Genomic DNA, 25,059 nt, shown 5'->3' on the forward strand with positions numbered 1-25,059 from the left:
ATCCTCACCAAACCATAAGACCGCTTCCGGCGCTATGCACACCATGGCGGAGAAAGCTGATCATCCATGCCACCAGAATGGCGGCGACAAAGCCGTCCAGGCGGTCCAGAAGCCCGCCATGGCCGGGAATTAAGTGACTGGAATCCTTGACGCCGAAGTGCCTTTTCACGGCGGATTCGAACAGATCGCCCAGTTGCGATACCACCGAAAGGATGGCGCTGACGAGGAGCAGCGGGACGGCCCTCCCGATGCCGAATGCCGCAAAGCTGCTCGCAACCGCAAGACTCGCCGCAAAACCGCCGAATGCACCGGCCCAGGTCTTCTTCGGGCTGACACGCGGCCATAGCTTCGGTCCGCCGATGCTGCGGCCGGCGAAATAACCGCCGATATCGGTCGCCCACACCACCAGCAGCACGAACATCAGCGCCGAAAAGCCGTTGACGAGATCCTTCCGCAGCAGGATCGAGGCCAGCAGCGCCGCCGCTGCATACGCAAATCCCGTCGCAGCCCAAATGAACCTCCCGCGCGCGATCATCGTGATGATCGCCCCGCCGACGCAGCCGACGACGACGGCGGTCTTGAGCGCACCGGCGGCAACGCACAATCCCATCGCGGCGATGACGAACGTCCCTGCCCCGGTCAACGCGGTCGAGCCAGCCCCGACCACCATGAGCCATTCCGCGAACAGCCCGATCGACACCAGCGTCACGAGCAGCGCCCACAGCCAACCGCCGGCGTAAGCGAGCGCAATCGTAAGCGGCGCCAGCACCAGCGCTGCGAGGACTCGCATCACCAGATTGCTCGGGGCGGGCTTGGCGCCCGCGGCTTCGGCGTCGGGTTCGCTCACGAGGCTGATTTCGCGACCAGGCCGCCGAAACGGCGCTCGCGCCTGGCAAATTCTGCGATCGCGCTTTCGAGCGCCGCCTTGTCGAAATCGGGCCAGTGGACTGGTACGAACACGAGTTCGCTATAGGCGGCCTGCCACATCAGGAAATTCGAGAGGCGCTGCTCGCCGCTGGTGCGGATGATCAGATCGGGATCGGGAATGTCGGGCGCATCGAGATGGGCGCCGAGCGCATCGGCGTCGATCGTATCGGGATCGCGCTTGCCGTCCGCGACTTCGCGAGCGAGCTTCCGCGCCGCTTTCGCAATCTCCTGGCGCGAGCCGTAATTGAAGGCGACCACGAGGGTGAGGCGCGTGTTGTCGCGCGTCAATTCCTCGGCCTCGTTGAGCAGCGCACAGATGTCGCCCTCGAGCCCCTCCCGCTCACCGATGATGCGCACCTTGACGCCGTCGCGATGAAGGCTTGCGAGATCGTTGCGAATGAAGCGCCTGAGGAGGCCGAAAAGATCGCCGATCTCGCTCGCGGGACGCGACCAGTTCTCCGACGAGAACGAGAAGATGGTGAGGTAGCGGATGCCGAGTTCATGCGAGGCGCGCACCACGCGCCGCAAGGCTTCGACGCCGCGACGATGCCCTTCCGCCCGCGGCAGACCGCGCGCGGCTGCCCAGCGCCCGTTGCCATCCATGATGATGGCGACATGCGCAGGCGCCTCGGACCTATCGGGTCCTTCCGTTGCGGGCGCGGCGGCGTTGGGCATGGAAAAGAAGCCTTAAACCGTGAGGATTTCTTTTTCCTTGGCAGCCAGCAGCTGGTCGATCTCGGTGATGGTGCTGTCGGTGGCCTTCTGCACCTCGTCGGCGTGACGCTTCTGATCGTCCTCCGACATCTCGTGATTCTTCTCGAGCTTCTTCAGGACATCCAGGCCGTCACGGCGGACGTGACGCGCAGCGACCTTGGCGGCTTCGGCGTATTTGTGCGCGACCTTGACCAGCTCCTTGCGGCGTTCCTCGTTGAGTTCGGGAATGCGCAGGCGCAGCACCTGGCCTTCGGTCGCCGGCGACAGGCCGAGATTGGAATCGACGATCGCCTTCTCCACCGCCTTGACCATCGACTTGTCCCACACCTGCACCGAGATCAGGCGCGGCTCCGGCACGCTGACGGTGGCGAGCTGATTCAGTGGCATATGACTGCCATAAGCATCGACCTGCACCGGATCCAGCATCGAGGCCGATGCGCGGCCCGTCCGCAGGCCGCCAAGCTCGTGCTTGAGCGATGCGACCGCGCCCTGCATGCGGCGCTTCACTTCGTTGAGGTCGAAATTACCCGTGGCCATCACGTTTCTCCTTCAATATCCCGGCGACCTCACCGCGCCCCCACTTCGGGGCGCACCAGATGAGCCGTCAGCCGGCGACGACAGTCCCGTGGCCGACGCCGCGCAGAATCGCGCCGATCGAACCGGGTTCCGCGATCGAAAATACGATGATAGGCAGCGACGTCTCGCGGGCAAGTGCGAAGGCGGTCGCATCCATCACCTTGTAGCCGCCCTCAATCGCCTGCGAATGGGTCAGGCGGTCGAACCGGGTGGCGGATGGGTCCTTCTTCGGATCGGCCGAGTAGACACCGTCGACATTCGTCGCCTTCAGCACCGCCTGGGCACCGATCTCGGCGGCGCGCAGCACCGCGGTAGTGTCCGTGGTGAAGAACGGATTGCCGGTTCCGCCGCCGAGCAGCAGGATCCGGCCTTCGGCGAGATATTTGTGCGCCGCAGTGCGGGTGAACAGCTCGGAGACCTCGGGCATGACGAACGCCGAGAGCGCCCTCGCCGGCGCGCCCTTGCGCTCGATCGTGGCTTCGAGCGCGAGACAGTTCATCATGGTAGCGAGCATGCCCATGGTGTCGCCCGTGGGGCGTGACACGCCGCGCGAGGAGACCTCGACGCCGCGAAAGATGTTGCCGCCGCCGATCACGACGGCGACCTCGCATCCGAGCTGGCGGGCGGCGATCAGATCGTCCGCCACCCGGTCCATGGTCGGCTGATCGATGCCAAAACCCTGCTGTCCCGCGAGATATTCGCCGGACAGCTTGATCACGACGCGACGATAGACCGGATCAGTCATCAGCACTTTCCTTGTCCGGGCGCCGCTTCCGGCGGCACGCCGGAAGGAGGTGTTCCGGCGCTTACTTCTTGCCGCTGGCCGCCGCGACCTCGGCCGCGAAGTCGGATTCCTGCTTCTCGATTCCCTCACCGAGAGCATAGCGCACAAAGCCCGCGATCTTCACGGTGCCGCCGACCTTGCCTTCGGCTTCCTTCAGCGCCTGCGCGACCGACTTGCCTGTGTCGTGGATGAAGGCCTGCTCGAGCAGGCAGACTTCCTTGTAGTAGGTCTTCAGGCCGGACTCGACGATCTTCTCGATCACATTCTCCGGCTTGCCCTGCTGGCGATATTTGTCGGCGAGCACGTCCTTCTCGCGCTTCACGACCGCCGGATCGAGACCGGACGGATCGAGCGCAAGCGGGTTGGCAGCCGCGACGTGCATCGCGATCTGGCGACCGAGCGCTGCGAGCTCGTCGGTCTTGCCGGGCGATTCCAGCGCAACGATCACGCCCATCTTGCCGGCGCCGTCGACGACCGCACCGTGGACATAGCTCGACACCACGCCCTGGCTCACTTCGAGCGAAGCCGCTCGCCGCAGCGTCATGTTCTCGCCGATGGTGGCGATCGCGTCGCTGATCGCAGCTTCCACCGTGACGTCGCCGACCTTGGCGGCCTTGATCTTCTCGACGTCCGCACCGACGTCGAAAGCGACCTGGGCGACCATCTTGACCAGGCCCTGGAACTGGCCGTTGCGCGCGACGAAGTCGGTCTCGGAGTTGACCTCGACCACGACGCCCTTGTTCGCCTTGGTGAGCGCGCCGATGAGGCCCTCGGCCGCGACGCGGCCCGACTTCTTGGCGGCCTTCGACAGGCCCTTCTTGCGCAGCCAGTCCTGCGCCGCTTCCATGTTGCCGTCGTTCTCGGTCAGCGCGGCCTTGCAGTCCATCATGCCTGCGCCGGTGGACTCGCGCAGATCCTTGACCATCGCAGCAGTGATCGTTGCCATCGTTGAAAATCCTTCTTGCCTGCCGGTTTGCCGCGGCGTGGCCCAACTGCCCCGCCGCGGTCCATCTCAGGAATTCGCGTCAACTGAATGAAATGGCGGCCGGATCCTATCCGGCCAACGCATCGCTCGTTCTGACTATTCCGCTTCCGCGGTCAGCGCCTTGGCCTTGGCCACCCACGCATCCGCGCGGCTCGGCAGACCGACTTCTTCGCCGATCGTGTGCGCGGTGTCGTGGTCGAGCTCGGCGAGCTGCCAGTAGTGGAAGATGCCGAGATCGTTGAACTTCTTCTCGATCGCACCCGAAACGCCGGGGAGCTTCTTGAGATCGTCGGCGGTGCCGCGGGGACCGGCAAGGCCCTGGAAGCCGCTCGAGGACGGCGCCGGCAGCTCTTCGGCGAGCGGACGCGCCGAGGCGCCGACATCGATGCCCGAATCACCCTGGGCGCGCGAGATGCCGTCGATCGCCGCACGGGCGATCAGGTCGCAATAGAGCGAAATCGCGCGGCCGGCGTCGTCATTGCCGGGGACCACATAGGTGATGCCCTTCGGGTCCGAATTGGTGTCGACGATCGCTGCGACCGGGATGTTCAGCCGCTGGGCTTCCTGGATCGCGATGTCTTCCTTGTTGGTGTCGATCACGAAGATCATGTCCGGCAGACCGCCCATGTCCTTGATGCCACCGAGCGAGCGGTCGAGCTTGTCGCGCTCGCGCTGAAGCGTCAGGCGCTCCTTCTTGGTGTAGGAATTGGCCTCGCCGCCGGCCAGCACTTCGTCGAGATGACGCAGGCGCTTGATCGAGGCCGAGATCGTCTTCCAGTTGGTCAGCGTGCCGCCGAGCCAGCGCGAATTGACGAAATATTGCGCGCAGCGCTTGGCCGCGTCGGCGACGCCGTCCTGCGCCTGGCGCTTGGTGCCGACGAACAGGATGCGGCCGCCCTTGGCCACCGTGTCGCTGACGGCCTGCAGGGCCTGGTGCAGCATCGGCACGGTCTGGGCGAGATCGACGATGTGGATGTTGTTACGGGTGCCGAAAATGAACGGAGCCATTTTCGGATTCCAGCGGTGCGACTGGTGACCAAAGTGCACGCCAGCTTCGAGCAGCTGACGCATAGTGAAATCGGGAAGTGCCATCGTTTGAATTCTCCGGTTGGTTCCTCCGGAAGCGTGTGAGCAAAACGGAGCGATGTCGCCCCGGCTGCCACCGGACGGCCTTGAGAGCCATGCTTCCGTGTGAGATGGCGCGCTATATAGCGCCATTTCGGCCAGAAGCAAGGAAATAAGGGCCTTTCGGGGCTTGACCGCTCCCGAAAGGCCCGATCAGGCCATTCCGACCCTGTCCGCTAGCACCTGGGCTGGCCGGGCGGGCATTTTTTCGCCGCAGGCGGCGGCGCGGGCGGCCTCGGCGGCGGGGCGGCCGGTCGCGGCGGCGGCGGTGGCGCGACCGCCATCCGCGGCGGCGGTGGGGGCGCCGGCCGGGCCACAGGCGGCGGCGGCGCGGGCCGAGCCATCGGCGGTGGCGGGGGCCGCACGGCGGCAACTGGCGGGCGCGGTGGCGGGGGCGGCGCAGCCATCCGCGGCGGCGGAGGCGCTACCCGCGGCGGAGGCGGTGCCACGTGCGGCGGAGGCGCAGCCGTCGGCCTTGCGAGCGCCTGCGGATGGGGCGGGGGTGGCGGCGGTGGCGTTCTTGTGACCTGCGCGGGCGTTGGCGTTGCAGGCCTCTGACCAGGCGGCTTGATCTGCTCCCGCGTGGTGACCGGCGGCGAAGGCTGCGTCGGCTTCCCATTGGTCACGTTGGTCGTGGTCACGCCCGGTTTGCCTGCCGGGGTCGTGGTCGGCGTGACGGCCGGCTCATGCGCCAGAGGTTTGCCGTGTTCGGCTGCACCGGCCGGCGGCGTTTGCGCAACGGGCGGCTTCGCGGCTTGGTTGGCGGCCGGGTTGGTCGCGGCGTTGGCCGGCGCGGTCGTGTTGCCGGGTGCGGTCACCGTATTGGGATGAACCGGCGGCTGGCCGTTGGCGGGCGCGTTCGCCGTGGGCGCCGGCTTGCCATTGGGCGCCTGGACCGCACCGGCGGGCGGCGGTGGCGTGTTGTTGGTGCCCGGCACCGGCAGCGCGTGGCCTGGCGCCGGCGGTGGCGTCGACGTCGACGGAGTGGTCGTGGTCGGCGTGGCGTGGACCTGCATCACCTTCATCGCCCCGGGCTTTGCCGTGGGGTTGCTGACGAGCGCCGCCTGGCTCGGCTTGAGGGCCTGATTCGGATTGGCCTGGATCTGCTGCGCCTGCTGCTTCACGACCGTCGGCACCTGCGTCATCGCGCTCGGGCGCCCAGGTCCGTTCGCCGCAATGGTCACGGCCGCAGTGGTATTGCCCGGCGGTGGCGGCGGCGGCGCCTGGTTGATCACGGTGTTGATGACCGTGGTGTTATGGATGTTGTTCACGATGATGTTGTTCGGCGGCGGCGCGACATAAACAGGCGGATTGTAGAAGGCCGGGATCGGCACGAACACCGGCTGCGGCAGCACGAACAGGCCGACCACGGGGAACGGCGGCGGCAGCACCACGAAGTCCGGGGGCGGCGGCGGGCAGAAATAGACCGGCGGCGGCGGCGGCGGCACGAAATCGAACACGGGATCGCTGAAATACAGCACCGGACGATCGACATAGACGATCTCCTCCGGCGGCGGCGGCGGCACGTCATAGTCCATCACCGTAAACGTCGGCGGCGGCTCGAGCGGCGCGGTCAGGATCGCGAGCCGGCGCCTTGCATCACCCGCATGCGGTCCGTGCGGATAACGCCGCAGATACGACCAATAGGCATCGGGTGTATCGGCGCGATAGGTCCGTCGCCAGGTGATCGCCTCGCGACGCGCCGCCACGATCGCCATCACGCGCTTGGCCAGGGGATCGCCGGGATAGGCGGCGAGAAACTCTTCATAGGCCGGCAGCGTGTCGCGCTCGAGCGCGGCGGCATAGGCGTCCTGCACGCCGAGATCGCGGATCGGCTTGTTGCGGATTGCGGCGACCTGGTCGGGCGCGGCCTGCGGCGGCGGCGCGTCGGGAGCGCGATCGAAGAAGCTGAATTGCGCCGTGATCTTCTGGTCCTCCCACGGCACCTGCGCGCCCTTGGAATTCTCGTTGACGCGCAAACGGACGCGGTCGAACACCTCCGGCAACGACAATCCGCCGGTGCGGATCATCTCGGCCAGCGATTGCGCGTAGATGCTGTACGGCCCCGGCTCTTCGGGTGCCACCGTGCCCGGCGCGGCGTTGAAGGCGATCAGCATGTTCGGATCGGGCTCGACCAGCGCGAGCCCGCTCGCGATCGGCTGCTGGCCGCCCTCGATGAAGGGTTGGGCCCGTGCCGCATCGAGCACGATGATGTTGGCCTTGAGCGGAATGGCCGCGAGCTGGCGGGCATAGTCGCTGATGCGCAGCGCCTCGGTCGGAATGTCGGTGTCGCGCGCAATGCTCGAATCCACCGGGATGAAATAGTTCTCGCCGGCAAGCTGCACGCCATAACCGGCAAGATAGACCATCGCGACGGTGCCGGGGCCCGAGGCCTGCGCCTTCTGGATGAAGTCGCGAAGGCTCTTGCGCAGCGTGTCGCCGTCGAGATCGCGCGCGCCGACCACGTCGAAGCCCGCCGCCTGCAGCGTCTGCGCGATCAGGCCGGCATCGTTGGCCGTGGTCGCCAGCGGCGACTTGGCATAAGCGCCGTTGCCGACCACGAGTGCAATGCGCTTCTCCTGCTGCTGTGCGCGCACCGGACCGGACACGCCCGCGGCCAGGACCGCGATCGGGAGGAGAAGGCAGATGAAGACTTTGAACGTCCCACGCATGGCTTGCTTGCCCGCTATTGTTGTTGAGGTGCCAACGCCCATCAAGCGCGTGGCGAGCTGAATGACACTTGAACGAAACACTTTGTCACGAAAGGCTCGGATTGAGGCGGCGGCATGGCACCGCCCGGGCCCTGCGCCTCGCGTCAGCTCCACGTCAGCTTCAGCCTCTTGCGGAAGCCTCAGGCTTCCGCGATCGGGTCCACCCTTCCCGTCGTTCTAGATCTGCTGCACGTCCACCACGCCGGCGACTGCCTTGATGGCGCCGGCGATCTGCGGCGAGACCTTGAAGCGGCCGGGCAGCTTCATCTCGACCTCGGTCTCGAGGTCGAGCATCATCACCAGCGAGACTTCCCCGTCGCCATTGGAGCGCGGCGCGATGCCGGGACTGCCGATTTTGGGCGCTGCGCCGTTCGAGGGCGCTGCCTCGGGCCCGGCGAGACGTTTGGCGATCGAGTCCAGCGGCTTGGTATCGCGCACGAAGATGCGCAGGCCTTTCTGGGTCTTGGCCGCAGCGTCGTCGAGCGGCTCGGCATGCAGCACGCGGGCGCGGACGTCCTCGCCCTGAAGCTCGGCCCCGAGCTGCAGCAGCACCGCGGCCCCCGGCTCCAGCACGTCGCGATATTGCGCGAGGCCTTCGGAGAATAGCACCGCCTCGAAATGGCCCGTGGGATCGGACAGCCCCATGATGCCCATCTTGTTGCCGGTCTTGGTGCGCCGCTCCATGCGCGACACCACGGTCGCGGCAACCTTGCCGGCGGTGGCGCCGGTCTTCACCGCACGCGAGAATTCCGCCCAGCTCTGCACCCGCAGCCGCTTCAGCACGGTGGCGTAATCGTCGAGCGGATGGCCCGACAGGAAGAAGCCGACGGCGTCGTATTCGCGGCGGAGTTTTTCCGCCGGCAGCCACGGCTCGATCTGCGGCAGCATGATGGTCGGCGCGTCCGCCGACATGCCGAACATGTCGTTCTGGCCGATGGTCGCGGCCTCGTGCGCGCGCTGGCAGGCGGCGAGGATCGAGTCCGCGCCGGCGAAGACGCGGGCACGGTTCGGCTCCAGCGTGTCGAAGGCGCCGGCGGCGGCGAGACTTTCGATGATGCGCTTGTTGATCGCGCGCGGATTGACCCGCGCGGCAAAGTCGGCGAGCGAGGTGAACAACCCGTTCTTGGTCCGCTCCTCGATGATCTGCTCGATCGCCTGGATGCCGACGCCCTTCAGCGCGGCGAGCGCGTAATAGATCGTCTTCTCGCCGACCTCGAACGTGGCGCCCGAGCGGTTGATGTTCGGCGGCTCGACCTTGATGCCGAGGCGCTGCGCCTCGGAGCGGAATTCTGAGAGCTTGTCGGTGTTGTTGAGATCGAGCGTCATCGACGCCGCGATGAACTCCACCGGATAATGCGCCTTCATGTAGGCGGTGTGGTAGGACACCAGCGCATAGGCCGCCGCGTGGCTCTTGTTGAAGCCGTAGTCGGCGAATTTCGCCAAGAGCTCGAAGATGGTCTCGGCCTGCCCCTTCGGCACGCCGTTCTTCACCGCGCCCGCAACGAAGATGTCGCGCTGCTTGTCCATCTCGGCGCGGATCTTCTTGCCCATGGCGCGACGCAACAGGTCGGCGTCGCCGAGCGAATAGCCCGACATCACCTGCGCGATCTGCATCACCTGCTCCTGGTAGATGATGACGCCGAAGGTCTCCTTCAGGATCGGCTCGAGCACGGGATGCAGATATTCCGGCTCCTCGTCGCCATGCTTGCGCGCGCAATAGGTCGGGATGTTCGCCATCGGGCCCGGTCGATACAGCGCCACCAGCGCGATGATGTCCTCGAACCGGTCGGGGCGCATGTCGATCAGCGCGCGCCGCATGCCCTGGCTTTCAACCTGGAACACGCCGACGACGTCGCCCCGCGCCAGCATCTGATAGCTCTCGGCATCGTCGATCGGCAGCGTGGCGAGATCGACATCGATGCCGCGCGGCTTCAAGAGCTTCACCGCGACATCGAGCACGGTGAGCGTCTTCAGGCCGAGAAAGTCGAACTTGACGAGGCCCGCCGGCTCGACCCATTTCATGTTGAACTGGGTCACCGGCATGTCGGATTTGGGATCGCGATAGAGCGGCACGAGCTCGCTCAGGGGACGATCGCCGATCACGATGCCGGCCGCATGGGTCGAGGCGTGCCGCGTCAGGCCCTCGAGACGCTGCGCGATGTCGAAGGCGCGCGCCACGATCGGGTCTTCGTCGCGGAATGCCTGCAGCTTCGGTTCGCTCTCGATCGCCGCGGCCAGCGTCACTGGCGCCGCCGGATTCTGCGGCACCAGCTTGGTCAGCTTGTCGACCTGGCCATAGGGCATCTGCAGCACGCGGCCGACGTCGCGCAGCACGCCGCGCGCCTGCAGCGTACCGAAGGTGATGATCTGCGCGACCTGGTCGCGGCCGTACCGCTCCTGGACGTACCTGATCACCTCGCCGCGGCGGTCCTGGCAGAAGTCGATGTCGAAGTCCGGCATCGAGACGCGCTCGGGATTGAGGAAGCGCTCGAAGAGCAGGCCGAACTTGATCGGATCGAGGTCGGTGATGGTCAGCGCCCAGGCGACTAGCGAGCCGGCGCCGGAGCCGCGGCCCGGTCCGACCGGAATGCCCTGGCTCTTCGCCCATTTGATGAAGTCGGACACGATCAGGAAGTAGCCCGCGTACTTCATCCGCATGATGACGTCGAGCTCGAAGGCCAGGCGCTTGTTGTAGTCCTCTTCGCTCATGCCTTGCGACAGCCCGTGCACGCGCAGGCGATTGGCGAGCCCCTCCTCGGCCTGCCGTTTCAACTCGGCCGCCTCGACCGCGGCCGCATCGGAACTGCCGGCCGCACCGACCGTGAAGAACGGCAGGATCGGCTTGCGCGTCAGCGGGCGGAACGAGCAACGTTCGGCGATCTCGACCGTCGAGGCCAGCGCCTCCGGAATGTCGGCGAACAGCACCGCCATCTCGGCGCGGGTCTTGAAGCGGTGATCGGGCGTGAGCTGCTCGCGCTCGGTCTCGGCGATCAGCCGGCCGCCCGCGATGCAGAGCAGCGCGTCGTGGGCCTCGTAATCGTCGGTCGCGGCGAAATACGGCTCGTTGGTGGCGACCAGCGGCAGGCCCTTCGCATAGGCGAGGTCGATCAGCCCGCTCTCGATCCGACGTTCCTTGTCGGTGTTGTGGCGCTGTAGCTCGACATAGAGGCGGTCGCCGAACAGGCCGGCGAGACGCTCGCAGCGCGCGGCCGCAACCTCGGCCTGCCCGCTCGCAAGCGCCAGCGAGACCGGCCCGTCGGGGCCGCCGGTCAGCGCTATCAGCCCTTCCGTCTCGCCGTCGAACCAGTCGAATTTGATGAACGGCGCATGGCTGTCAGGGGATTCGAGGAAGGCGCGGGAATTCAGTCGCATCAGGCTGCGATAGCCCCGCTCCTGGGCGGCCAGCAGCACCACGCGCGAGGGCGCCAGCGCGTTGCGCGCGTTGGGATCCTGGTCGCCGAAATCGACCGCGAGTTCCAGGCCCACGATCGGCTGGATGCCGGACCCCGCCATCTTGTCGGAGAATTCGAGTGCACCGAACAGATTGTCGGTGTCGGTCAGCGCCAGCGCCGGCTGGTGGTCCTTCTTGGCAAGCTCGGCGAGCTTGGCGATCTTGATGGAGCCCTTCAGCAGCGAATAGGCCGAATGAACGTGAAGGTGGACAAATCCGGCGCTCGGCATGGTCGCGTGACGGCCTCTTGCAGATGAATTGGAGCGGTCGCCGGCGTCCGGAGCGTCATTCTCTCGCCCAGCCGACTCGCCTGACAATGGTGGGGACTCGCCGCGCCAGAGTCCACGCCGGAGCGGCCGCTTCGCCGCCTCATCCTGCTTTTCCCCAAGGAGGTCTTGAGACTCAGGTCTCGAGGCTCACGCCTCGGGGCTCAGCTGGCTAGAGTTGCGGGATGACCTGGGCCCAGATCGCGATCATTCCGACGAACAGCGCGATCGACGTCAGTGCAGCGGCTTCTTCCACGAAAATCCTGAACATGGCTTGCTCCATCACCAGAACGTATGAAGAACATTGTTCTCATTTCGTTCTCAGGAGTCAAGCAATCCAGGTCCTTTCAAAAAGAAATGGTTAACCTGCTGAATTCACGCAATAAAAAAGCCCCGGCGCAAGGCCGGGGCTTTCGACGATCGCTCGATCCCGAGCGACTGTTCTCAGTAGCGCGCGACGAGCGGGCCGCCGAACTTGTAGTTCAGGCGGACGAGGCCCATGTCGACGTCCTGACGGATGCGGTCGGTCTGGAAGCCGGCGAAGGTGACGTCCTTGTCCGACAGGAAGATGTGGTTGTACTCGACGCCAACCGACCAGTTCGGAGCGAAGCCGAATTCGAGGCCCGCGCCGACCGTGCCGCCCCAACGGGTGTCGCTGTTGGACGCGAAGGTCACGCCGCCCGCACGGAGCTCGTTCTTGGTGCCGACCACAGCCGCACCGCCCTTCGCGTAGAGCAGGACGTTGTTCCAGGCGTAGCCGACCTGACCGGTGATCAGACCGAACGAATCGATCTTGGAGCGATCGGTGAAGCCGGTGAGACCGCTGACGTTGTCGCCGGAGAAGTCGGCCCAGTTGCCCTGGCCTTCCACGCCGAACACCCACTGCCCCGACTGCCAGCGATAGCCGACCTGGCCACCGACCGTGCCGCCCGTCGCATTGTGCGAACCTTCGCCGCCGACCAGCGGTGCGAGCTGATCCCAGGTCGTGTGGGCCGAAGCGCCACCACCGTTGATGCCGATGTAGAAGCCGCTCCAGTCATAGACGGTAGCGATCATCGCGGGCGCCTTGGTGTAAGGCCGCGCAGCGAGGTCAGCAGCCAGCGCCGGCGCAGTCGCGCTGATCGCGACAAGGCTCACAGCAGCAAGCAACAAATTCTTGTTCATTTGAATCCCGTTCCAGTTTCGTCGTGAGGCCCCCGGGCCACGGCGACGTCTTAGCAGCGATCGACGGAATTGCTGTAACTCCGACGCAACAGTCGAAGCCAAAGGGCTTTGCTGCGTTAATCGATGTTTACCTGAGCGCGCTGGAAACCCTATGAAACAAGAGTTTTCCTGAGTTCCAAGCTGGATCACAGGATCTATCCTGCAAAGGCGCGCAACAACGTCGCGCGCACATTCACGTGAAGAGAGAAGACAGATGCGTGCACGAACTGCTCTCCTCATTGCCGCCACATTTTCGCTCGCCTTCGCCACATTCGCGTTCATGATGAGCGAAAGCACACCGGCACGCGCTTTCGGAACTCATCACGCGTTTTGTCTCACGGGCGATGAATGGCCGGGGCTCAGCAACTGCACGTTCGACAGCTATGCGCAATGTCAGGCGAGCTCGTCCGGACGCGCGCTGACCTGCATCGCCAATCCGTACTTTGCAGGTCAAAGCGACGATCCCTACGCTTACCCAAATCGACCGCGCGCGCGGACGCCGGTCTATTCCGGGCTGCGCTGAGATGCGCAGCACCTGCCTCATGCTGGCCGCGGTGGGTGCAGTGCTCGCGGGCGGCGCTGCGCACGCGCAGACCTACGACCCCAACTATCCGGTCTGCATGCAGATCTACGGCCCCGTCGGCTATCTCGACTGCCGCTACGGCACGCTGGATCAGTGCAAATTTCTCGCCGTCGGCCGCTCCGCGAGCTGTGTCGTGAATCCGTATTTCGCGCACAAGAAACCTGTAGCGCCGCGCGAGACACGCCGCCGATAAGGCGCGTGCTCGCGTGCGGACAGACCAACTCGATCAGCAGCGCGCCTCCGCCATCCAAATCTCGGCGTCGGCTCCTGCGGGGATATGCAGCGGCGCTGACGGATCGGTCGCCGCGCGCCAGATCGCCGCCGCGACATCAGGCGCGTGCGTCACCGGACCAGTGCTATTGCGGACGCTCGCCACGAAACCCTCGATCAGCGGCGCATAGTCGGGATCGTCGAGGCCGCGCAGGTGCGGGCGCGCATTATCGCCGAAGCGAGTCTCCGGCGAACGTCCTGGGAGGACGAGATGAACGCGCAACCCGAACGGCGTCACCTCCGCCGCCAACGACTCGGTGAAGGCATTCACCGCCGCCTTGCTTGCCCTGTAGACGCCCACCAGGGGCAGAGGCTTGAGCGTGACCGTCGATGTGACGTTGATGATGACGCCCGCCCGGCGCCTGCGAAAATGCGGCAACACAGCCTGGGTCATGGCGAGCGTGCCCATCGTGTTGGTCTGGAACAGCGCGTGTGCTGTCGCAGCCGTCGTGAGCTCGATCGGGACCGGTGCGCCGAAACCGGCATTGTTGACGAGTACGTCGATCGGTCCGGCCGCGGCGACCGCGCGAGCGATGCTGTCGGGATCGGCGATATCGAGTGGAAGCACGCGCAGGCGCTCCGAAGCAGGCAGCAGCTCCGCGCGCGGGGTACGCATCGTCGCCACCACCTCCCAGCCCCGATCGAGGAACAGTTTCGCGGTCTCGAGGCCGAAGCCCGACGAGCAACCGGTGATCAACACGCTCTGCATAGGCACCTCCAGAAGCAAAGAACTGCCTGGTGATAGAGGCGCCGCGTAGGACGTGATATAATTCAGAGTCTCGATTTCTTTAGCGTCAGTCCTGCCAGCGCGTCCCCTGCCATGACCATCGATCCCCTCGCCCAGATTGTCACATTGCTGCAGCCGACTGCGCGCTTTTCCAAATTTGTGGAGTGCGCGGGCGCTTGGCGAATTCACCGACGCAGCACCGGCGAACCATTCTACTTCGCCATCCTGGAAGGACGTTGCCGCTTGATCGTCGACGGTCAACCGCCCGTGGCGCTCGAGGCCGGCGATTTTGTGCTCGTTCCCGCCGTCCACGATCTCGTCAATGAGAGCCTGGCCCCGCCTCCTGGCCGATCCGTCACTATGCCAACGGAGATCAGCGATGGCCATTTCCGCGTCGGCCGTCAGGACGGAGCGGCAGATCTGCGCATGCGTATCGGGCATTGTACGTTCGGCTCGCCGGAATCGGCCCTGCTCGTTTCCTTGTTGCCTCAGATGGTGCTCGCACGCGGCGAGCCCCGACTGGTGACCCTGATGCAGCTCGTTGGAGACGAGACCCGCGCGCGGCGGCCGGCGCGAGAGCTCGTGCTCGAGCGGTTGTTGGAGGTACTCCTGATCGAGGCCTTGCGGTGCGGCGCAGGAACAGCATCGGCACCGGGACTCTCTCGCGGGCTTGCCGATCAGCGTCTCGCCGCAGCGCTCTGCGCGATGCATGCACGGCCCGAACATCCCTGGACTGTGGCCGAGCTCGCGATGGAGGCCGGCCTCTCCCGCTCTGCTTTCTTTGCCAGGTTCAGTCGCACCGTTGGATTGCCGCCAATGGAGTATTTGCTGGCCTGGCGCATGGCGCTGGCCAAGCAGCTGCTGCGCGAGCGCGACCTCGGCATCGATCAAGTGGCCGAACGGGTGGGGTATGGCTCGGCAAGCGCCTTCAGTGTCGCGTTCGCCCGTCACGCAGGCGCGCCGCCCGCCCGTTACGCTCGCCTGGGGCACGCCGACGCCAGGGCCGCCACGAGGCGGTCGCTACAGTAAACTCAGGCATCTCGAGCTTGCCACTGAAAGTTGTGGCTATTCCAATCCTCCTGTAGCGTAAACGCGTGTCCTGCATCGGCGTCCGGTTGGCTCATTTCATGCTCGCCCGCATCTCGCTCCTCGTGGTCTCACTGACGATCCCCGGCGCGTTGCGCGCAGAGCAGGCCGCGGCCGAGAAAGCCGGATTTGCCTCGAGGCTGACGATCTATCCGGCCAAGGGAGCGCCCGACGCCTGCGGGCCCGACTGCGACCGCTGGATCGCCATCGAGGGCGAGATCGACGAAAACGCAGCGTCCCGCGTTCGCCGCTTCCTCGCCGGCGTCAAGAACATGCAGCGTCCGATCTACCTTCATTCGCCCGGCGGCAACGTGGAGCAGTCCTATCTCATCGGCCGGCTGCTGCGCGGCCGCAAGGCGGTCGCGCGGGTCGGCCGGACGATCGCGACGGCATGCGCCGCAGACGCGCAAGTGGATGCTGCGTGCCTCAAGACGAAGAACGCCGGCGGCGAGATCGAGGCCGAGCTCACCACCTATCATGCGATGTGCAATTCGGCCTGCGCTTACCTGTTCCTCGGCGCGACCTCGCGCGAGGTGGCCCCCGACGCCGCGCTGGCGGTCCACAATTCCAGGCTCGTGCTTGCCATTCACGGCAACCCACCTCCCGGATTGATCGCCGAGCTCCGGCAGCGCCGCACGGCAACTGCCGACCGCGACCGCACTGCGTATATCGCAGCGATGGGGATCAGGGGCGAGCTTGATGATCTGATCCGGACCGTGAAATTCGAGAACCTGCATATCCTGACACGCGCCGAGCTCTACCGCTTCGGCATCGACACGCGTCCCCTTGCCGAGACGACGTGGCGACTGGAGAAAGGAACCCGGCCGTACGTCAGCAAGTTCGCAACGCTGAAGAACGAAAACGGCCCGTCGTTCCGAATGATGGAATGGCGACTTTATTGCGACAACAAGAACCGCGTGCCGTTGATGTTCGCCGCCGAAATCGATGCGGCTGCGGTCGGCAAACGCACCCTCATGATGACGGCGGACGCCGCTCCCAATGAGGAAGCCGGCGGATTTCCGACTCGAACCGGCAAATACGAAATGTGGAGCGGGTCCCTCGATTTCGGCACGTTCAGGGCGATCATGGCATCCCGCTCCCTGCATGTCCGGGAGATGACGCAGAAGCCCGACGAAACGGCAGACACGACAAGGTTCGACATCGACGCCACGGGCCTGCCGTCGGCGTGGACGCAGCTCGCGGCATCATGCCCGCCGGCGACGCCCGCTGCGAAGAGTCCTTCGACGACAATTCCCCTGCCGAAGGGCACCGCAACGCCGGCTGCGCCGTCGCAATAGGCCGGCGACGTGTCCCAATGCCAGCCCTCGTGAAGTCGAACCCGACCCGCAGGGCTGCGACCCCTTATGCCCTACACCGGCGTGTAGATCACGAGCTTCAGCGCGGGATCGTCATTGGCCTGAAAGCTCGTGTGCTCGAAATGCAGCACGCCCTTGGTCGGATGGGTCATGGTCTTGCGGCCCGACATGGTGCCGTGGACCTCGTGCGCGCCCCACCATTTGACGAATTCGGGGCTGCCTTCGCGCAGGCGCGTCAGCAATTCCGCAAAGGCGGGATCGCCTGCCCACACGTCATGCGTGGCGCGAAACATCGCGACCATGCGTTTGGCGACATCCGCCCAGCCTGCGCCGTAGGATTTGCGGGTCTTCTTGTTGGTCATCATCAACAGCAGCGTGTTGCGATCCTCTTCCGGCAAGCGGCCGAAGGCAAAGATCTCCTCGGCGGCTTCGTTCCAGGCCAAGACGTCCCAGCGCCGCCCGGTGATGTAGGCCGGATGCGGCAGGCTCTCGACCAGGCGCAGAATGGGCGGCGGCACCACCTCGCGGGTGAAGGGACGCCGATCGCCGTCGCGCGCAAGGTCCTTGAGGTGCGCATGCTCGGTCTTGCTGAGGCGCAGCGCACGCGCCAGCGCGTCGACCGTGGTGACGGACGGGCTGACGGTTCGGCCCTGCTCGAGGCGGATATACCAGTCGACGCCGATGCCGGCGAGCTGGGCGACCTCCTCGCGGCGCAGACCTGCGGTGCGCCGCCGCTGGCCGGTCGGAAGTCCGACCGACTTCGGCGACAGCTTTTCGCGGCGGGAGCGGAGGAAATCGCCGAATTCGACGCGGCGCGGATCGGCCATGGCGTGTTCCCCGGAATGGATGGAGGGCCCTTGGAATACTAGGATAATACCAGGCCTTCCTGTCCCTTCAAGGGCGCCGCATATGGGTATCATCAGACTTTGAGGTGAACATCATGAAAGCTGCCGTACTCAAATCCCTGGGATCGCCGCTCGTGGTCGAGAACGCTCCGGAGCCGGTGCTCGGCACCGGCGAGGTCATCGTGGACGTCGTCGCCACCCGCGTCCTGTCCTACATGAACGAGGTTTTCAGCGGGATGCGCAATTACGCCCTCGATTTGCCGATCATCCCCGGCCCCGGCGGCATCGGCCGGGTGCGCGCGATCGGTCCTGACGCCACCAAGCTTAGCGTCGGCGACTGGGTGTTCTGCGACCCGACCGTGCGCTCGCGCGACGATGTCGTGGCGCCCGATATCGCCCTGCAGGGGCTCACGGCCGCCGGGCCCGGCGGCATGCGCCTGCAACAGCATTTTCGCCACGGCTCGTACGCCGAGCAGATGCGCGTGCCGACCGAGAACGTGAAGAAGCTCGGCCAGATCACGTCGGAGGAAGCCTCGCAATGGTGCGCGCTGGGGACGGCGCTGGTGCCCTATGGCGGCTTTCTCGCCGCGAAGCTTCAGCCGGGCGAGACCGTGCTGGTGAGCGGGGCCACCGGCAATTTCGGCAGCGCCGCGGTTTCCGTCGCGCTCGCGATGGGCGCAGCCTGCGTGGTGACGCCCGGCCGCAACGAGGCGGTTCTGGCCGATCTCGTCCGTCGCTTCGGCGCGCGGGTGAAGCCGGTCAGGCTCACCGGCAACGAGGATGATGACCGCGAGGCGATGAAGCGAGCGGCAGGAAGCCCGATCGACTGCGTGCTCGACATCATGCCGCCTTCGGTAGCTCCCAGCGTGGTGCGGGCGGCGGTGATGACGGTGCGCGCCTACGGCCGCGTCGCGCTGATGGGCGGCGTCGGCATGGCGGGCGGCGCCGGCCTGGAACTGCCCTACCCCTGGATTATGCGCAACTGCATCTCCATCCACGGCGTCTGGATGTATCCGCCGGATGCGGCCACGCGTTTGATCGGCCTGGTGCGCGCGGGGCTGTTGCGGCTCGACGAATACCAGACGACGAACTTCGACCTCGACCACGTCAACGAGGCCGTCGCGCATGCCGCCGCCAATAGCGGGCCGTTCAAACTGACGGTGATCAGGCCTTAAGTGGCCTGCCCGCTGCGGCGATGCGCCGTCGCAGCGGGTTCGTCCGACATCTCAAATGGTTGAAGGACCTTGCCTCTGATGCAGACGGCCATGGCGGTCTACTGTGCATGGGGTTGTTTTCGCGATTTTGTTATTCGAGCTCGATGACCTGGCCGTTCGACAGCGACACGCGCCGGTCCATGCGGCCGGCGAGCTCCATGTTGTGGGTCGCGATCAGCATCGACACCTTGGTCGCCTTGACCAGCTGCATCAGGGCCTGGAACACGTGGTCGGCGGTGTGCGGATCGAGATTGCCGGTCGGTTCGTCCGCCAGCAGCACGCGCGGCGCATTGGCGACCGCGCGCGCGATCGCGACGCGCTGCTGCTCGCCGCCCGACAGTTCGGCGGGCCGGTGCGTGATGCGGTCGCCGAGGCCGAGATAGCCGAGGATCTCCTTGGCGCGCTTGACGCTCTCGGACTTCTTCAGGCCGCGGATCATCTGCGGCAGCATGACGTTCTCCAGCGCCGAGAACTCCGGCAAGAGCCGGTGCGACTGGTAGACGAAGCCGATATCGCTGCGGCGGAGCTGGGTGCGTTCGATGTCGGGCAGCTGCGAGGTCGGCGCGCCGTTGACATAGACCTCGCCGGAATCGGGCGCCTCGAGCAGCCCTGCGATGTGCAGCAGCGTCGACTTGCCCGAGCCTGACGGTGCGACCAGCGCGACCGACTGACCCGCCCACAGCGCCAGCTTGGCGTTGTCGAGGATCGTCAGCGCCGCCTCGCCCTGCAGATACTGCCGTTTGATCTCGTGGAGATAGATGACCGGTACATCTTCCGCCCCCTGCTGCTGCTCCATCAGCCCCTCACTCGTACCGCAGCGCTTCGACAGGATCGAGGCGCGCGGCACGCCACGACGGATAGAGCGTCGCCAGGAACGATAGCGTCAGCGCCATGATGACGACGGCCGTGGTCTCGCCGACGTCGATCTCAGCGGGCAGCTTCGACAGGAAATAGAGCTCCGGCGAGAACAATTCGGTCGAGGTCAGCCAGGACAGGAATTGCCTGATCGATTCGATGTTGAGGCAGATCACGAGGCCGACGAAGAACCCGACCAGCGTGCCGACCACGCCGATCGAGGCCCCGGTGATCAGGAAGATCCGCATGATCGAGCCTTGCGAGGCCCCCATCGTCCTGAGGATCGCGATGTCACTGCCCTTGTCCTTCACCAGCATGATCAGGCCGGAGACGATGTTCAACGCCGCGACCAGCACGATCATGGTCAGGATCAGGAACATCACGTTGCGCTCGACCTGGAGCGCGTTGAAGAAGGTCGAGTTGCGCTGGCGCCAGTCGACCAGGAACACCGGCCGGCCCGCCGCCTCCGTCACCGCTTTGCGGAAGACGTCGATCCTGTCGGGGTTGGTGGTGAACACCTCGATTGAGGTGACGTCGTTGCTGCGGTTGAAATAGGCCTGCGCTTCGGCCAGCGGCATGAAAACCATGCCGAGATCGTATTCGGACATGCCGATCTCGAACACGGCGACGATCTTGTACGGCTTGATGCGCGGCGTGGTGCCCATCGGGGTGACTGCGCCCTTCGGCGCCACCAGCGTCACGCTGTCGCCGGCATGGAGCGACAGCTGGTCGGCGAGGCGCCGGCCGATCGCGACGCCCTGCCCGTCGTCAAAGCCCTCGAGCGAGCCCTGCTTGATGTTCTTGGCGATCGAGGTGAGGTTGTTGAGGTCGTCGGAGCGGATGCCGCGCACCAGCACGCCGGATGCGTTCCAGGGCGATGACGCCAGCGCCTGGCCATCGACAACCGGTGCGGCGAGCCGGATCCCCTCGACCTGGCTGATACGCTCGGCGACGTCCTTCCAGTCGGTCAGCGGGGATTCCAGCGGCTGGACCAGGATGTGGCCGTTCAGCCCGAGGATCTTGTCGAGCAGCTCCTTGCGGAAGCCGTTCATGACAGCCATCACGATGATCAGCGTGGCGACGCCGAGCATGATGCCGAGGAAGGAGAACCCGGCGATGACCGAGATGAATCCCTCCTTGCGGCGCGCCCGCAAATAGCGCGCCGACAGCATCCACTCGAAGGGCGCGAAAGGCGCGGTTTGTACGGTTTCGGTCATGGTTTCATCCATCGCTCGATAATCCCATGATTCGGGGTCAATTGTGGCCGGATTGGCGGCCGCGGTATCGGGCGATGAACAATATTCAGCCGACCAGGCGCGCGACCGCGTCCGCTGGCGACATGGTCTCGCGGGATCCGTCACTGCGCTTCTTGATCTCGACCTTCCCGTCGGCCAGCCCCTTCGGCCCGATCATGATCTGCCAGGGAATGCCGATCAGGTCGGCGGCGGCGAATTTGGCGCCGGCGCGCTGGTCGGTGTCGTCATAGAGCACGTCGACGCCCTTGGTGGTGAGCTCGGCATAGAGCTTCTCGCAGGCGCCATCGACCGCCGCATCGCCCTGCTTGAGGTTGAGGATGGCGACGCGGAATGGCGCCACCGCCTCCGGCCATTTGATGCCGGCGTCGTCATGGCAGGCTTCGATGATGGCACCGAGCAGGCGCGACACGCCGACACCGTACGAGCCGCCATGGATCGGCACGTCGACGCCATCAGGACCGGCGACCATCGCCTTCATCGGCTCGGAATACTTCGTGCCGAAATAGAAAATCTGCCCGACCTCGATACCGCGGGTGTTCACGCGTTTCTCGGCAGGGACTTCCTGCTCGAACCGTGCGGCGTCATGAACGTCCTCCGTCGCGGCATAGACGGAGGTCCATTGCTTGATGATCGGCGTGAGGTCGCTGTCATAGTCGACATCCTCGCCCGGCACCGGCAGATCCAGCACGTCGCGATTGATGAACACGCCGGATTCCCCGGTCTCCGCAAGCACGATGAACTCGTGGCTGAGATCGCCGCCGATCGGACCGGTCTCGGCGCGCATCGGGATCGCCTTCAGCCCCATCCGCGCGAAGGTGCGCAAATAGGCGACGAACATCTTGTTGTAGGCGACGCGCGCGGCAGCCTCGTTGAGGTCGAACGAATAGGCGTCCTTCATCAGGAATTCGCGGCCGCGCATCACGCCGAAACGCGGACGCTGCTCGTCGCGGAATTTCCATTGAATATGGTAGAGATTCAGCGGCAGGTTCTTGTAGGACTTGACGTAGGCGCGGAAGATCTCGGTGATCATTTCCTCGTTGGTCGGTCCGTACAAGAGCTCGCGCTTGTGGCGGTCCGCGATGCGCAGCATCTCCGGACCGTAGGCGTCGTAACGGCCGCTCTCGCGCCAGAGGTCGGCGAGCTGGAGTGTCGGCATCAGCACCTCGATCGCACCGGACCGATCCTGCTCCTCGCGCACGATCTGCTCGATCTTCTTGAGCACCCGGAAGCCGAGCGGCAGCCAGGCATAGATGCCCGCAGCCTCCTGCCGGATCATGCCAGCGCGCAGCATCAGCCGATGCGAGACGATCTCAGCCTCTTTCGGATTTTCCTTCAGGATGGGCAGAAAGAACCGCGACAACCGCATGGCGTTACTCTGGGAATCAGTGAGGAGTTGCAGTGAAACCGGATTGGGAGCGAAAACACAAGACCGGGAATGAGGAAAACCTGCTAACACGACGGAATTCCTGTCATTTTTTCCGTCGACTTCATGTCCGACTTGAACCCTGCCAACTTACCGCGGGGCGACCTCGAGGTCGTCCTCGAGCGTAATCTTCTCGAAGTCGGTCACCAGCGCGTCGATCCGCATGTGCCAGCGGCCGGCAAAAGGCAACTCGACCTTGCGCACGTGCCAATAGCCGTCGGGCCCGAGTTCAGCCTCCCGCTCCATCGGCTCGACGCCGCGCTCCGGCAGGCTCAGCGTCAGCGTCGCTTCCTTGGCCTGCAGCGGTGCCGCCTCCCCGGTCATGAGCTGGAGCACGAAATCATCCACGCCGGCCCTGCCCGGAGACACCAACACCTGGAACATCGCCTTGTCGGTGTGGATATGGATTGCCAGTGGCGTCTCGGGAATAATGGTCCGTGGCGGCGGGGTGAAGCGCCAGCCAGCGACGACGGCAAGGATGCCGAGCGCGACTCCGCATTCGAGCAGGATTGAGCGCTTGAGCACGGGCGCGGCCGCGTGATCCTTTGCTAGCGCCGGAGTCAGCCGATAACGATTGAGCGCGGCAAGCGCCAGCAACGACAAGACGAGCGCGAGCTTGACCGAGAGAATGAGGCCGTAGCTCGTTTCGACCAGTGCTCGTGGCTCTTCGAGCTGGATGACCGCAAGCAGGAGGCCGGTCAGTGCGAGCGCGGCGACCACCGGCACGGCGATACGCGAGAAGCGATTCAGGAGCGGCAGCACCGCCGGATTCGGCTTCGACAGGAGCGCCGCAAGCGGCGCCAGCGCGCCGATCCAGAAGGCGACAGCGAGCCCGTGGACGAAGACCGCCGGTCGCGTCAACGTTTCAGGCGACGCGGTTGCGGCATGCCCGGTCATGGCGAGCGACAGGCCGACACCGGCGAATGCGATGGCCGCAAGGGCGCGCGCATACCACGCGCGGCCTAGCGCCATCAGCGCGAGCAGCATCGCTGCGATGGCGACGAGCAAAGCCGGACCGGCGCTGGTTGCAAACGCGATCGTCCAAGGAGCCATCGTCATGAACGACGCAAGCGGCAGACCGAGGAGATCGAGACCCAACACGCCGAGAGAGACAACGGTGCTTGGGAGCCCCACGAGGAGCGCCGTGCGCGGCAGGCTCATACCCGTCATCGACCACGCAATCCAGCGGCCAAAGAACACGCCGCCAACGCCGACAAAAAGGCCAAGATAGACCCCGATCCGCGACAGCCAGATCAGCGCGTTCAACCTTCCATCCGGATTGGCTGGAGGTTGCGTAGCGGTCGGCGCGCCGACCGAGAAGATCACCGATCCCGCGACGGGATGGCCGTCCTGCGAGATCACCCGGTAGCTCACGACCGCAGTGCCCTGCGGCAGGTCCGGCGGCATGGCAACTGAAATGCTCTCGCCCGACACCGTGACGCGCGCGTCGTCACGCGCCCTGGCCGCGCCGTCGATCAACTGGATCGCGCCCGGGACGACCGCCTCGTTGAAACGCAGTTCCACCGCCCTCGGCGCGCTGGCAAGGATGCTACCGCTCGCTGGCTCGACCGAGATCAGCGCGGCATGCGCTGATGCGCCCGTCGAGGTGCCAACAAGGAAAAGCAGCGTCGCAAGCGCAGCGAGAAGACGCATTATGGCTTGGGCAGCAGTTTTACACCGGGCGCCGGCGACTTGTCCTCATGCGGATGCGCTGTTCCCTCCGCAGGGATTTCAATCCAGCGACTGATTCCCTTCTCGCATTCCTGCACGACCGGAAAATAAAGTGTGGTGTTCGGCTTCAGGCTGTCGGTGAGGAAGCTGCTGAGGACGAACTCGTCGTAATTGTGGTCCGGCAGCTTGCCGCCGGACCAGACCACTTCCTTTGCGCCCGAGGAGAGCTTATTGCCGTGATAATCGTATTCACTGGCGTATTCGCCCTCGATGACATCGACGTTCCAGCCGGCCTTCGGCATCGGCTTCACCGCGATCACGCCTTCGGGGATCTGCACGCGGAGCTTGACCGTCGGCGAGCCGGCGCAGCCGTGGGGCACGGCGAACACGGCCTTGTAGGATGCACCGACCGTGGCCTGCTTGCCTTCCAGATAGACGTGCGCCGCCGTGGGCGATGCGGCAACTGCAGCGAGCAGGATCAGCCAGGGTATCTTCGACATGCTCGATCTCCCCGAGATTGGATCACACGCGTCACATCTTCATTCCCGAATGATCGGGCATTTTCTTCATCATGGCGCCACCACCGGGTGCCTGAGCGCCGACACCTTGGACGTCCAGCGAAACGGAGACCTTGCCGGCCTTCTCGAACTCGAGTGTAACGGGCACCTTCTCACCCTGCTTGAAGGGGCCCTTCAGATCTTGGAGCATCAGGTGATAGCCGCCGGGCGCGAGCTTCACGGTCTTGCCGGGCTCGATGACGAGGCCCTTGTCCACGGGACGCATCTTCATCACGCCGTTCTCGGTCGCCATCTCATGGACTTCGGCCTTTCCTGCGATCTCTGCTGAGACGCCGATGAGCTTGTCGGGCGCGGTCCCCTTGTTCTCGATGGTCAGGAAGCCACCGGCGACCTTGGCACCTCCAGGTGTCGCCCGGCTCCAGGCCTGCGAGATCACGAGATCGCCCGCCTTGACGTCGTCGGCGCGGACGGGGGTTACGATTACAACGGCCGAGAGGGCCGAGAGCGCGAAGAAACGTGAGAGAGGGTTCATTCTGATTGCCTTCCTTGTTGT

Annotated in this window: 22 protein-coding genes; 5 read left to right on the plus strand and 17 right to left on the minus strand. The window is 65.4% G+C overall.

Annotated elements, in window-relative coordinates; genetic code table 11:
* Window positions 1–4 precede the first annotated feature (4 nt).
* The 9 genes from X265_RS20715 to X265_RS20755 form a co-directional block, all read right to left on the minus strand.
* On the minus strand, window positions 5–847 hold the full coding sequence (locus X265_RS20715) for a phosphatidate cytidylyltransferase (protein ID WP_128966493.1): 843 nt from the start codon (window positions 845–847) through the stop codon (window positions 5–7).
* Window positions 844–1,602, minus strand: a complete 759-nt coding sequence (locus X265_RS20720; RefSeq protein WP_128966494.1) for an isoprenyl transferase — start codon at window positions 1,600–1,602, stop codon at window positions 844–846. Before X265_RS20720 ends, X265_RS20715 begins: the two co-directional genes overlap by 4 nt.
* Before the next feature lie 12 nt (window positions 1,603–1,614).
* Complete coding sequence (gene frr / locus X265_RS20725; protein WP_128966495.1) at window positions 1,615–2,178, minus strand: ribosome recycling factor; 564 nt, start codon at window positions 2,176–2,178, stop codon at window positions 1,615–1,617.
* A gap of 67 nt (window positions 2,179–2,245) precedes the next feature.
* The gene (gene pyrH, locus X265_RS20730) at window positions 2,246–2,962 is read right to left on the minus strand and encodes a UMP kinase (RefSeq protein WP_128966496.1); all 717 of its coding nucleotides are present in this window, start codon (window positions 2,960–2,962) and stop codon (window positions 2,246–2,248) included.
* A gap of 61 nt (window positions 2,963–3,023) precedes the next feature.
* Window positions 3,024–3,947, minus strand: coding sequence for a translation elongation factor Ts (tsf, locus tag X265_RS20735; RefSeq protein WP_128966497.1), 924 nt, complete (start codon window positions 3,945–3,947; stop codon window positions 3,024–3,026).
* A gap of 135 nt (window positions 3,948–4,082) precedes the next feature.
* The gene (locus X265_RS20740; RefSeq protein ID WP_128966498.1) at window positions 4,083–5,078 is read right to left on the minus strand and encodes a 30S ribosomal protein S2; all 996 of its coding nucleotides are present in this window, start codon (window positions 5,076–5,078) and stop codon (window positions 4,083–4,085) included.
* 209 nt (window positions 5,079–5,287) lie between these two features.
* Entirely contained in the window at window positions 5,288–7,783 is a 2,496-nt protein-coding gene (locus X265_RS20745; RefSeq protein WP_128966499.1) for a caspase family protein, read from the minus strand.
* Window positions 7,784–7,999: 216 nt separating this feature from the next.
* On the minus strand, window positions 8,000–11,503 hold the full coding sequence (gene dnaE, locus X265_RS20750; RefSeq protein WP_128966500.1) for a DNA polymerase III subunit alpha: 3,504 nt from the start codon (window positions 11,501–11,503) through the stop codon (window positions 8,000–8,002).
* A gap of 480 nt (window positions 11,504–11,983) precedes the next feature.
* Window positions 11,984–12,703 carry an outer membrane protein gene (locus X265_RS20755; protein WP_128966501.1) on the minus strand — a complete coding sequence of 240 codons (720 nt, stop codon included), beginning with the start codon at window positions 12,701–12,703 and terminating at the stop codon, window positions 11,984–11,986.
* A 253-nt stretch (window positions 12,704–12,956) separates the two neighbouring features.
* Between X265_RS20755 and X265_RS20760 the strand changes: the two genes are divergently transcribed.
* Window positions 12,957–13,265: a DUF3551 domain-containing protein gene (locus X265_RS20760; RefSeq protein ID WP_128966502.1), complete on the plus strand. Its 309-nt coding sequence runs from the start codon at window positions 12,957–12,959 to the stop codon at window positions 13,263–13,265.
* Window position 13,266: 1 nt separating this feature from the next.
* Window positions 13,267–13,518 (plus strand): DUF3551 domain-containing protein, encoded by a 252-nt coding sequence (locus tag X265_RS20765; RefSeq protein WP_128966503.1) that lies wholly within the window; start codon window positions 13,267–13,269, stop codon window positions 13,516–13,518.
* A gap of 33 nt (window positions 13,519–13,551) precedes the next feature.
* On the opposite strand, the gene X265_RS20770 is transcribed toward X265_RS20765, so the two are convergent.
* Complete coding sequence (locus tag X265_RS20770; RefSeq protein ID WP_128966504.1) at window positions 13,552–14,304, minus strand: SDR family oxidoreductase; 753 nt, start codon at window positions 14,302–14,304, stop codon at window positions 13,552–13,554.
* A 111-nt stretch (window positions 14,305–14,415) separates the two neighbouring features.
* On the opposite strand from X265_RS20770, the gene X265_RS20775 reads away from it, so the two are divergent.
* Both X265_RS20775 and X265_RS20780 read left to right on the plus strand, forming a co-directional pair.
* A complete protein-coding gene (locus X265_RS20775; protein WP_128966505.1) occupies window positions 14,416–15,351 on the plus strand; it encodes an AraC family transcriptional regulator in 936 nt (311 codons plus the stop codon).
* Between the two features lie 98 nt (window positions 15,352–15,449).
* Window positions 15,450–16,706 (plus strand): hypothetical protein, encoded by a 1,257-nt coding sequence (locus X265_RS20780; protein WP_128966506.1) that lies wholly within the window; start codon window positions 15,450–15,452, stop codon window positions 16,704–16,706.
* 71 nt (window positions 16,707–16,777) lie between these two features.
* On the opposite strand, the gene X265_RS20785 is transcribed toward X265_RS20780, so the two are convergent.
* Window positions 16,778–17,551, minus strand: coding sequence for a helix-turn-helix transcriptional regulator (locus X265_RS20785; protein ID WP_128966507.1), 774 nt, complete (start codon window positions 17,549–17,551; stop codon window positions 16,778–16,780).
* Window positions 17,552–17,664: 113 nt separating this feature from the next.
* On the opposite strand from X265_RS20785, the gene X265_RS20790 reads away from it, so the two are divergent.
* Window positions 17,665–18,744: a quinone oxidoreductase family protein gene (locus X265_RS20790; protein ID WP_164938713.1), complete on the plus strand. Its 1,080-nt coding sequence runs from the start codon at window positions 17,665–17,667 to the stop codon at window positions 18,742–18,744.
* A gap of 130 nt (window positions 18,745–18,874) precedes the next feature.
* On the opposite strand, the gene X265_RS20795 is transcribed toward X265_RS20790, so the two are convergent.
* The 6 genes from X265_RS20795 to X265_RS20820 form a co-directional block, all read right to left on the minus strand.
* A complete protein-coding gene (locus X265_RS20795; protein ID WP_128966509.1) occupies window positions 18,875–19,579 on the minus strand; it encodes an ABC transporter ATP-binding protein in 705 nt (234 codons plus the stop codon).
* A 7-nt stretch (window positions 19,580–19,586) separates the two neighbouring features.
* Window positions 19,587–20,867, minus strand: a complete 1,281-nt coding sequence (locus X265_RS20800; RefSeq protein ID WP_128966510.1) for a lipoprotein-releasing ABC transporter permease subunit — start codon at window positions 20,865–20,867, stop codon at window positions 19,587–19,589.
* 73 nt (window positions 20,868–20,940) lie between these two features.
* Complete coding sequence (proS, locus tag X265_RS20805) at window positions 20,941–22,260, minus strand: proline--tRNA ligase (RefSeq protein WP_128966511.1); 1,320 nt, start codon at window positions 22,258–22,260, stop codon at window positions 20,941–20,943.
* Between the two features lie 147 nt (window positions 22,261–22,407).
* Window positions 22,408–23,970, minus strand: a complete 1,563-nt coding sequence (locus X265_RS20810; RefSeq protein ID WP_128966512.1) for a copper resistance CopC/CopD family protein — start codon at window positions 23,968–23,970, stop codon at window positions 22,408–22,410.
* Window positions 23,970–24,488 carry a YcnI family copper-binding membrane protein gene (locus X265_RS20815; protein ID WP_128966513.1) on the minus strand — a complete coding sequence of 173 codons (519 nt, stop codon included), beginning with the start codon at window positions 24,486–24,488 and terminating at the stop codon, window positions 23,970–23,972. Before X265_RS20815 ends, X265_RS20810 begins: the two co-directional genes overlap by 1 nt.
* A gap of 31 nt (window positions 24,489–24,519) precedes the next feature.
* Window positions 24,520–25,038, minus strand: a complete 519-nt coding sequence (locus tag X265_RS20820; protein ID WP_128966514.1) for a copper chaperone PCu(A)C — start codon at window positions 25,036–25,038, stop codon at window positions 24,520–24,522.
* Window positions 25,039–25,059: the final 21 nt, after the last annotated feature.

The sequence above is a fragment of the Bradyrhizobium guangdongense genome (genome assembly GCF_004114975.1).
Classification (GTDB): domain Bacteria; phylum Pseudomonadota; class Alphaproteobacteria; order Rhizobiales; family Xanthobacteraceae; genus Bradyrhizobium; species Bradyrhizobium guangdongense.

Excerpts from the sequence above, each read along its gene's own strand:
- X265_RS20775 (WP_128966505.1), top strand. The coding sequence starts at position 14,416 with ATGACCATCGATCCCCTCGCCCAGATTGTCACATTGCTGCAGCCGACT.
- X265_RS20755 (WP_128966501.1), bottom strand. The coding sequence starts at position 12,703 with ATGAACAAGAATTTGTTGCTTGCTGCTGTGAGCCTTGTCGCGATCAGC.
- X265_RS20780 (WP_128966506.1), top strand. The coding sequence starts at position 15,450 with ATGCTCGCCCGCATCTCGCTCCTCGTGGTCTCACTGACGATCCCCGGC.
- X265_RS20800 (WP_128966510.1), bottom strand. The coding sequence starts at position 20,867 with ATGGATGAAACCATGACCGAAACCGTACAAACCGCGCCTTTCGCGCCC.
- X265_RS20810 (WP_128966512.1), bottom strand. The coding sequence starts at position 23,970 with ATGCGTCTTCTCGCTGCGCTTGCGACGCTGCTTTTCCTTGTTGGCACC.
- X265_RS20815 (WP_128966513.1), bottom strand. The coding sequence starts at position 24,488 with ATGTCGAAGATACCCTGGCTGATCCTGCTCGCTGCAGTTGCCGCATCG.
- X265_RS20745 (WP_128966499.1), bottom strand. The coding sequence starts at position 7,783 with ATGCGTGGGACGTTCAAAGTCTTCATCTGCCTTCTCCTCCCGATCGCG.
- dnaE (WP_128966500.1), bottom strand. The coding sequence starts at position 11,503 with ATGCCGAGCGCCGGATTTGTCCACCTTCACGTTCATTCGGCCTATTCG.
- X265_RS20785 (WP_128966507.1), bottom strand. The coding sequence starts at position 17,551 with ATGGCCGATCCGCGCCGCGTCGAATTCGGCGATTTCCTCCGCTCCCGC.
- X265_RS20765 (WP_128966503.1), top strand. The coding sequence starts at position 13,267 with ATGCGCAGCACCTGCCTCATGCTGGCCGCGGTGGGTGCAGTGCTCGCG.
- X265_RS20770 (WP_128966504.1), bottom strand. The coding sequence starts at position 14,304 with ATGCAGAGCGTGTTGATCACCGGTTGCTCGTCGGGCTTCGGCCTCGAG.
- proS (WP_128966511.1), bottom strand. The coding sequence starts at position 22,260 with ATGCGGTTGTCGCGGTTCTTTCTGCCCATCCTGAAGGAAAATCCGAAA.
- X265_RS20760 (WP_128966502.1), top strand. The coding sequence starts at position 12,957 with ATGCGTGCACGAACTGCTCTCCTCATTGCCGCCACATTTTCGCTCGCC.
- X265_RS20795 (WP_128966509.1), bottom strand. The coding sequence starts at position 19,579 with ATGGAGCAGCAGCAGGGGGCGGAAGATGTACCGGTCATCTATCTCCAC.
- pyrH (WP_128966496.1), bottom strand. The coding sequence starts at position 2,962 with ATGACTGATCCGGTCTATCGTCGCGTCGTGATCAAGCTGTCCGGCGAA.
- X265_RS20720 (WP_128966494.1), bottom strand. The coding sequence starts at position 1,602 with ATGCCCAACGCCGCCGCGCCCGCAACGGAAGGACCCGATAGGTCCGAG.
- frr (WP_128966495.1), bottom strand. The coding sequence starts at position 2,178 with ATGGCCACGGGTAATTTCGACCTCAACGAAGTGAAGCGCCGCATGCAG.
- X265_RS20790 (WP_164938713.1), top strand. The coding sequence starts at position 17,665 with ATGAAAGCTGCCGTACTCAAATCCCTGGGATCGCCGCTCGTGGTCGAG.
- X265_RS20820 (WP_128966514.1), bottom strand. The coding sequence starts at position 25,038 with ATGAACCCTCTCTCACGTTTCTTCGCGCTCTCGGCCCTCTCGGCCGTT.
- tsf (WP_128966497.1), bottom strand. The coding sequence starts at position 3,947 with ATGGCAACGATCACTGCTGCGATGGTCAAGGATCTGCGCGAGTCCACC.
- X265_RS20740 (WP_128966498.1), bottom strand. The coding sequence starts at position 5,078 with ATGGCACTTCCCGATTTCACTATGCGTCAGCTGCTCGAAGCTGGCGTG.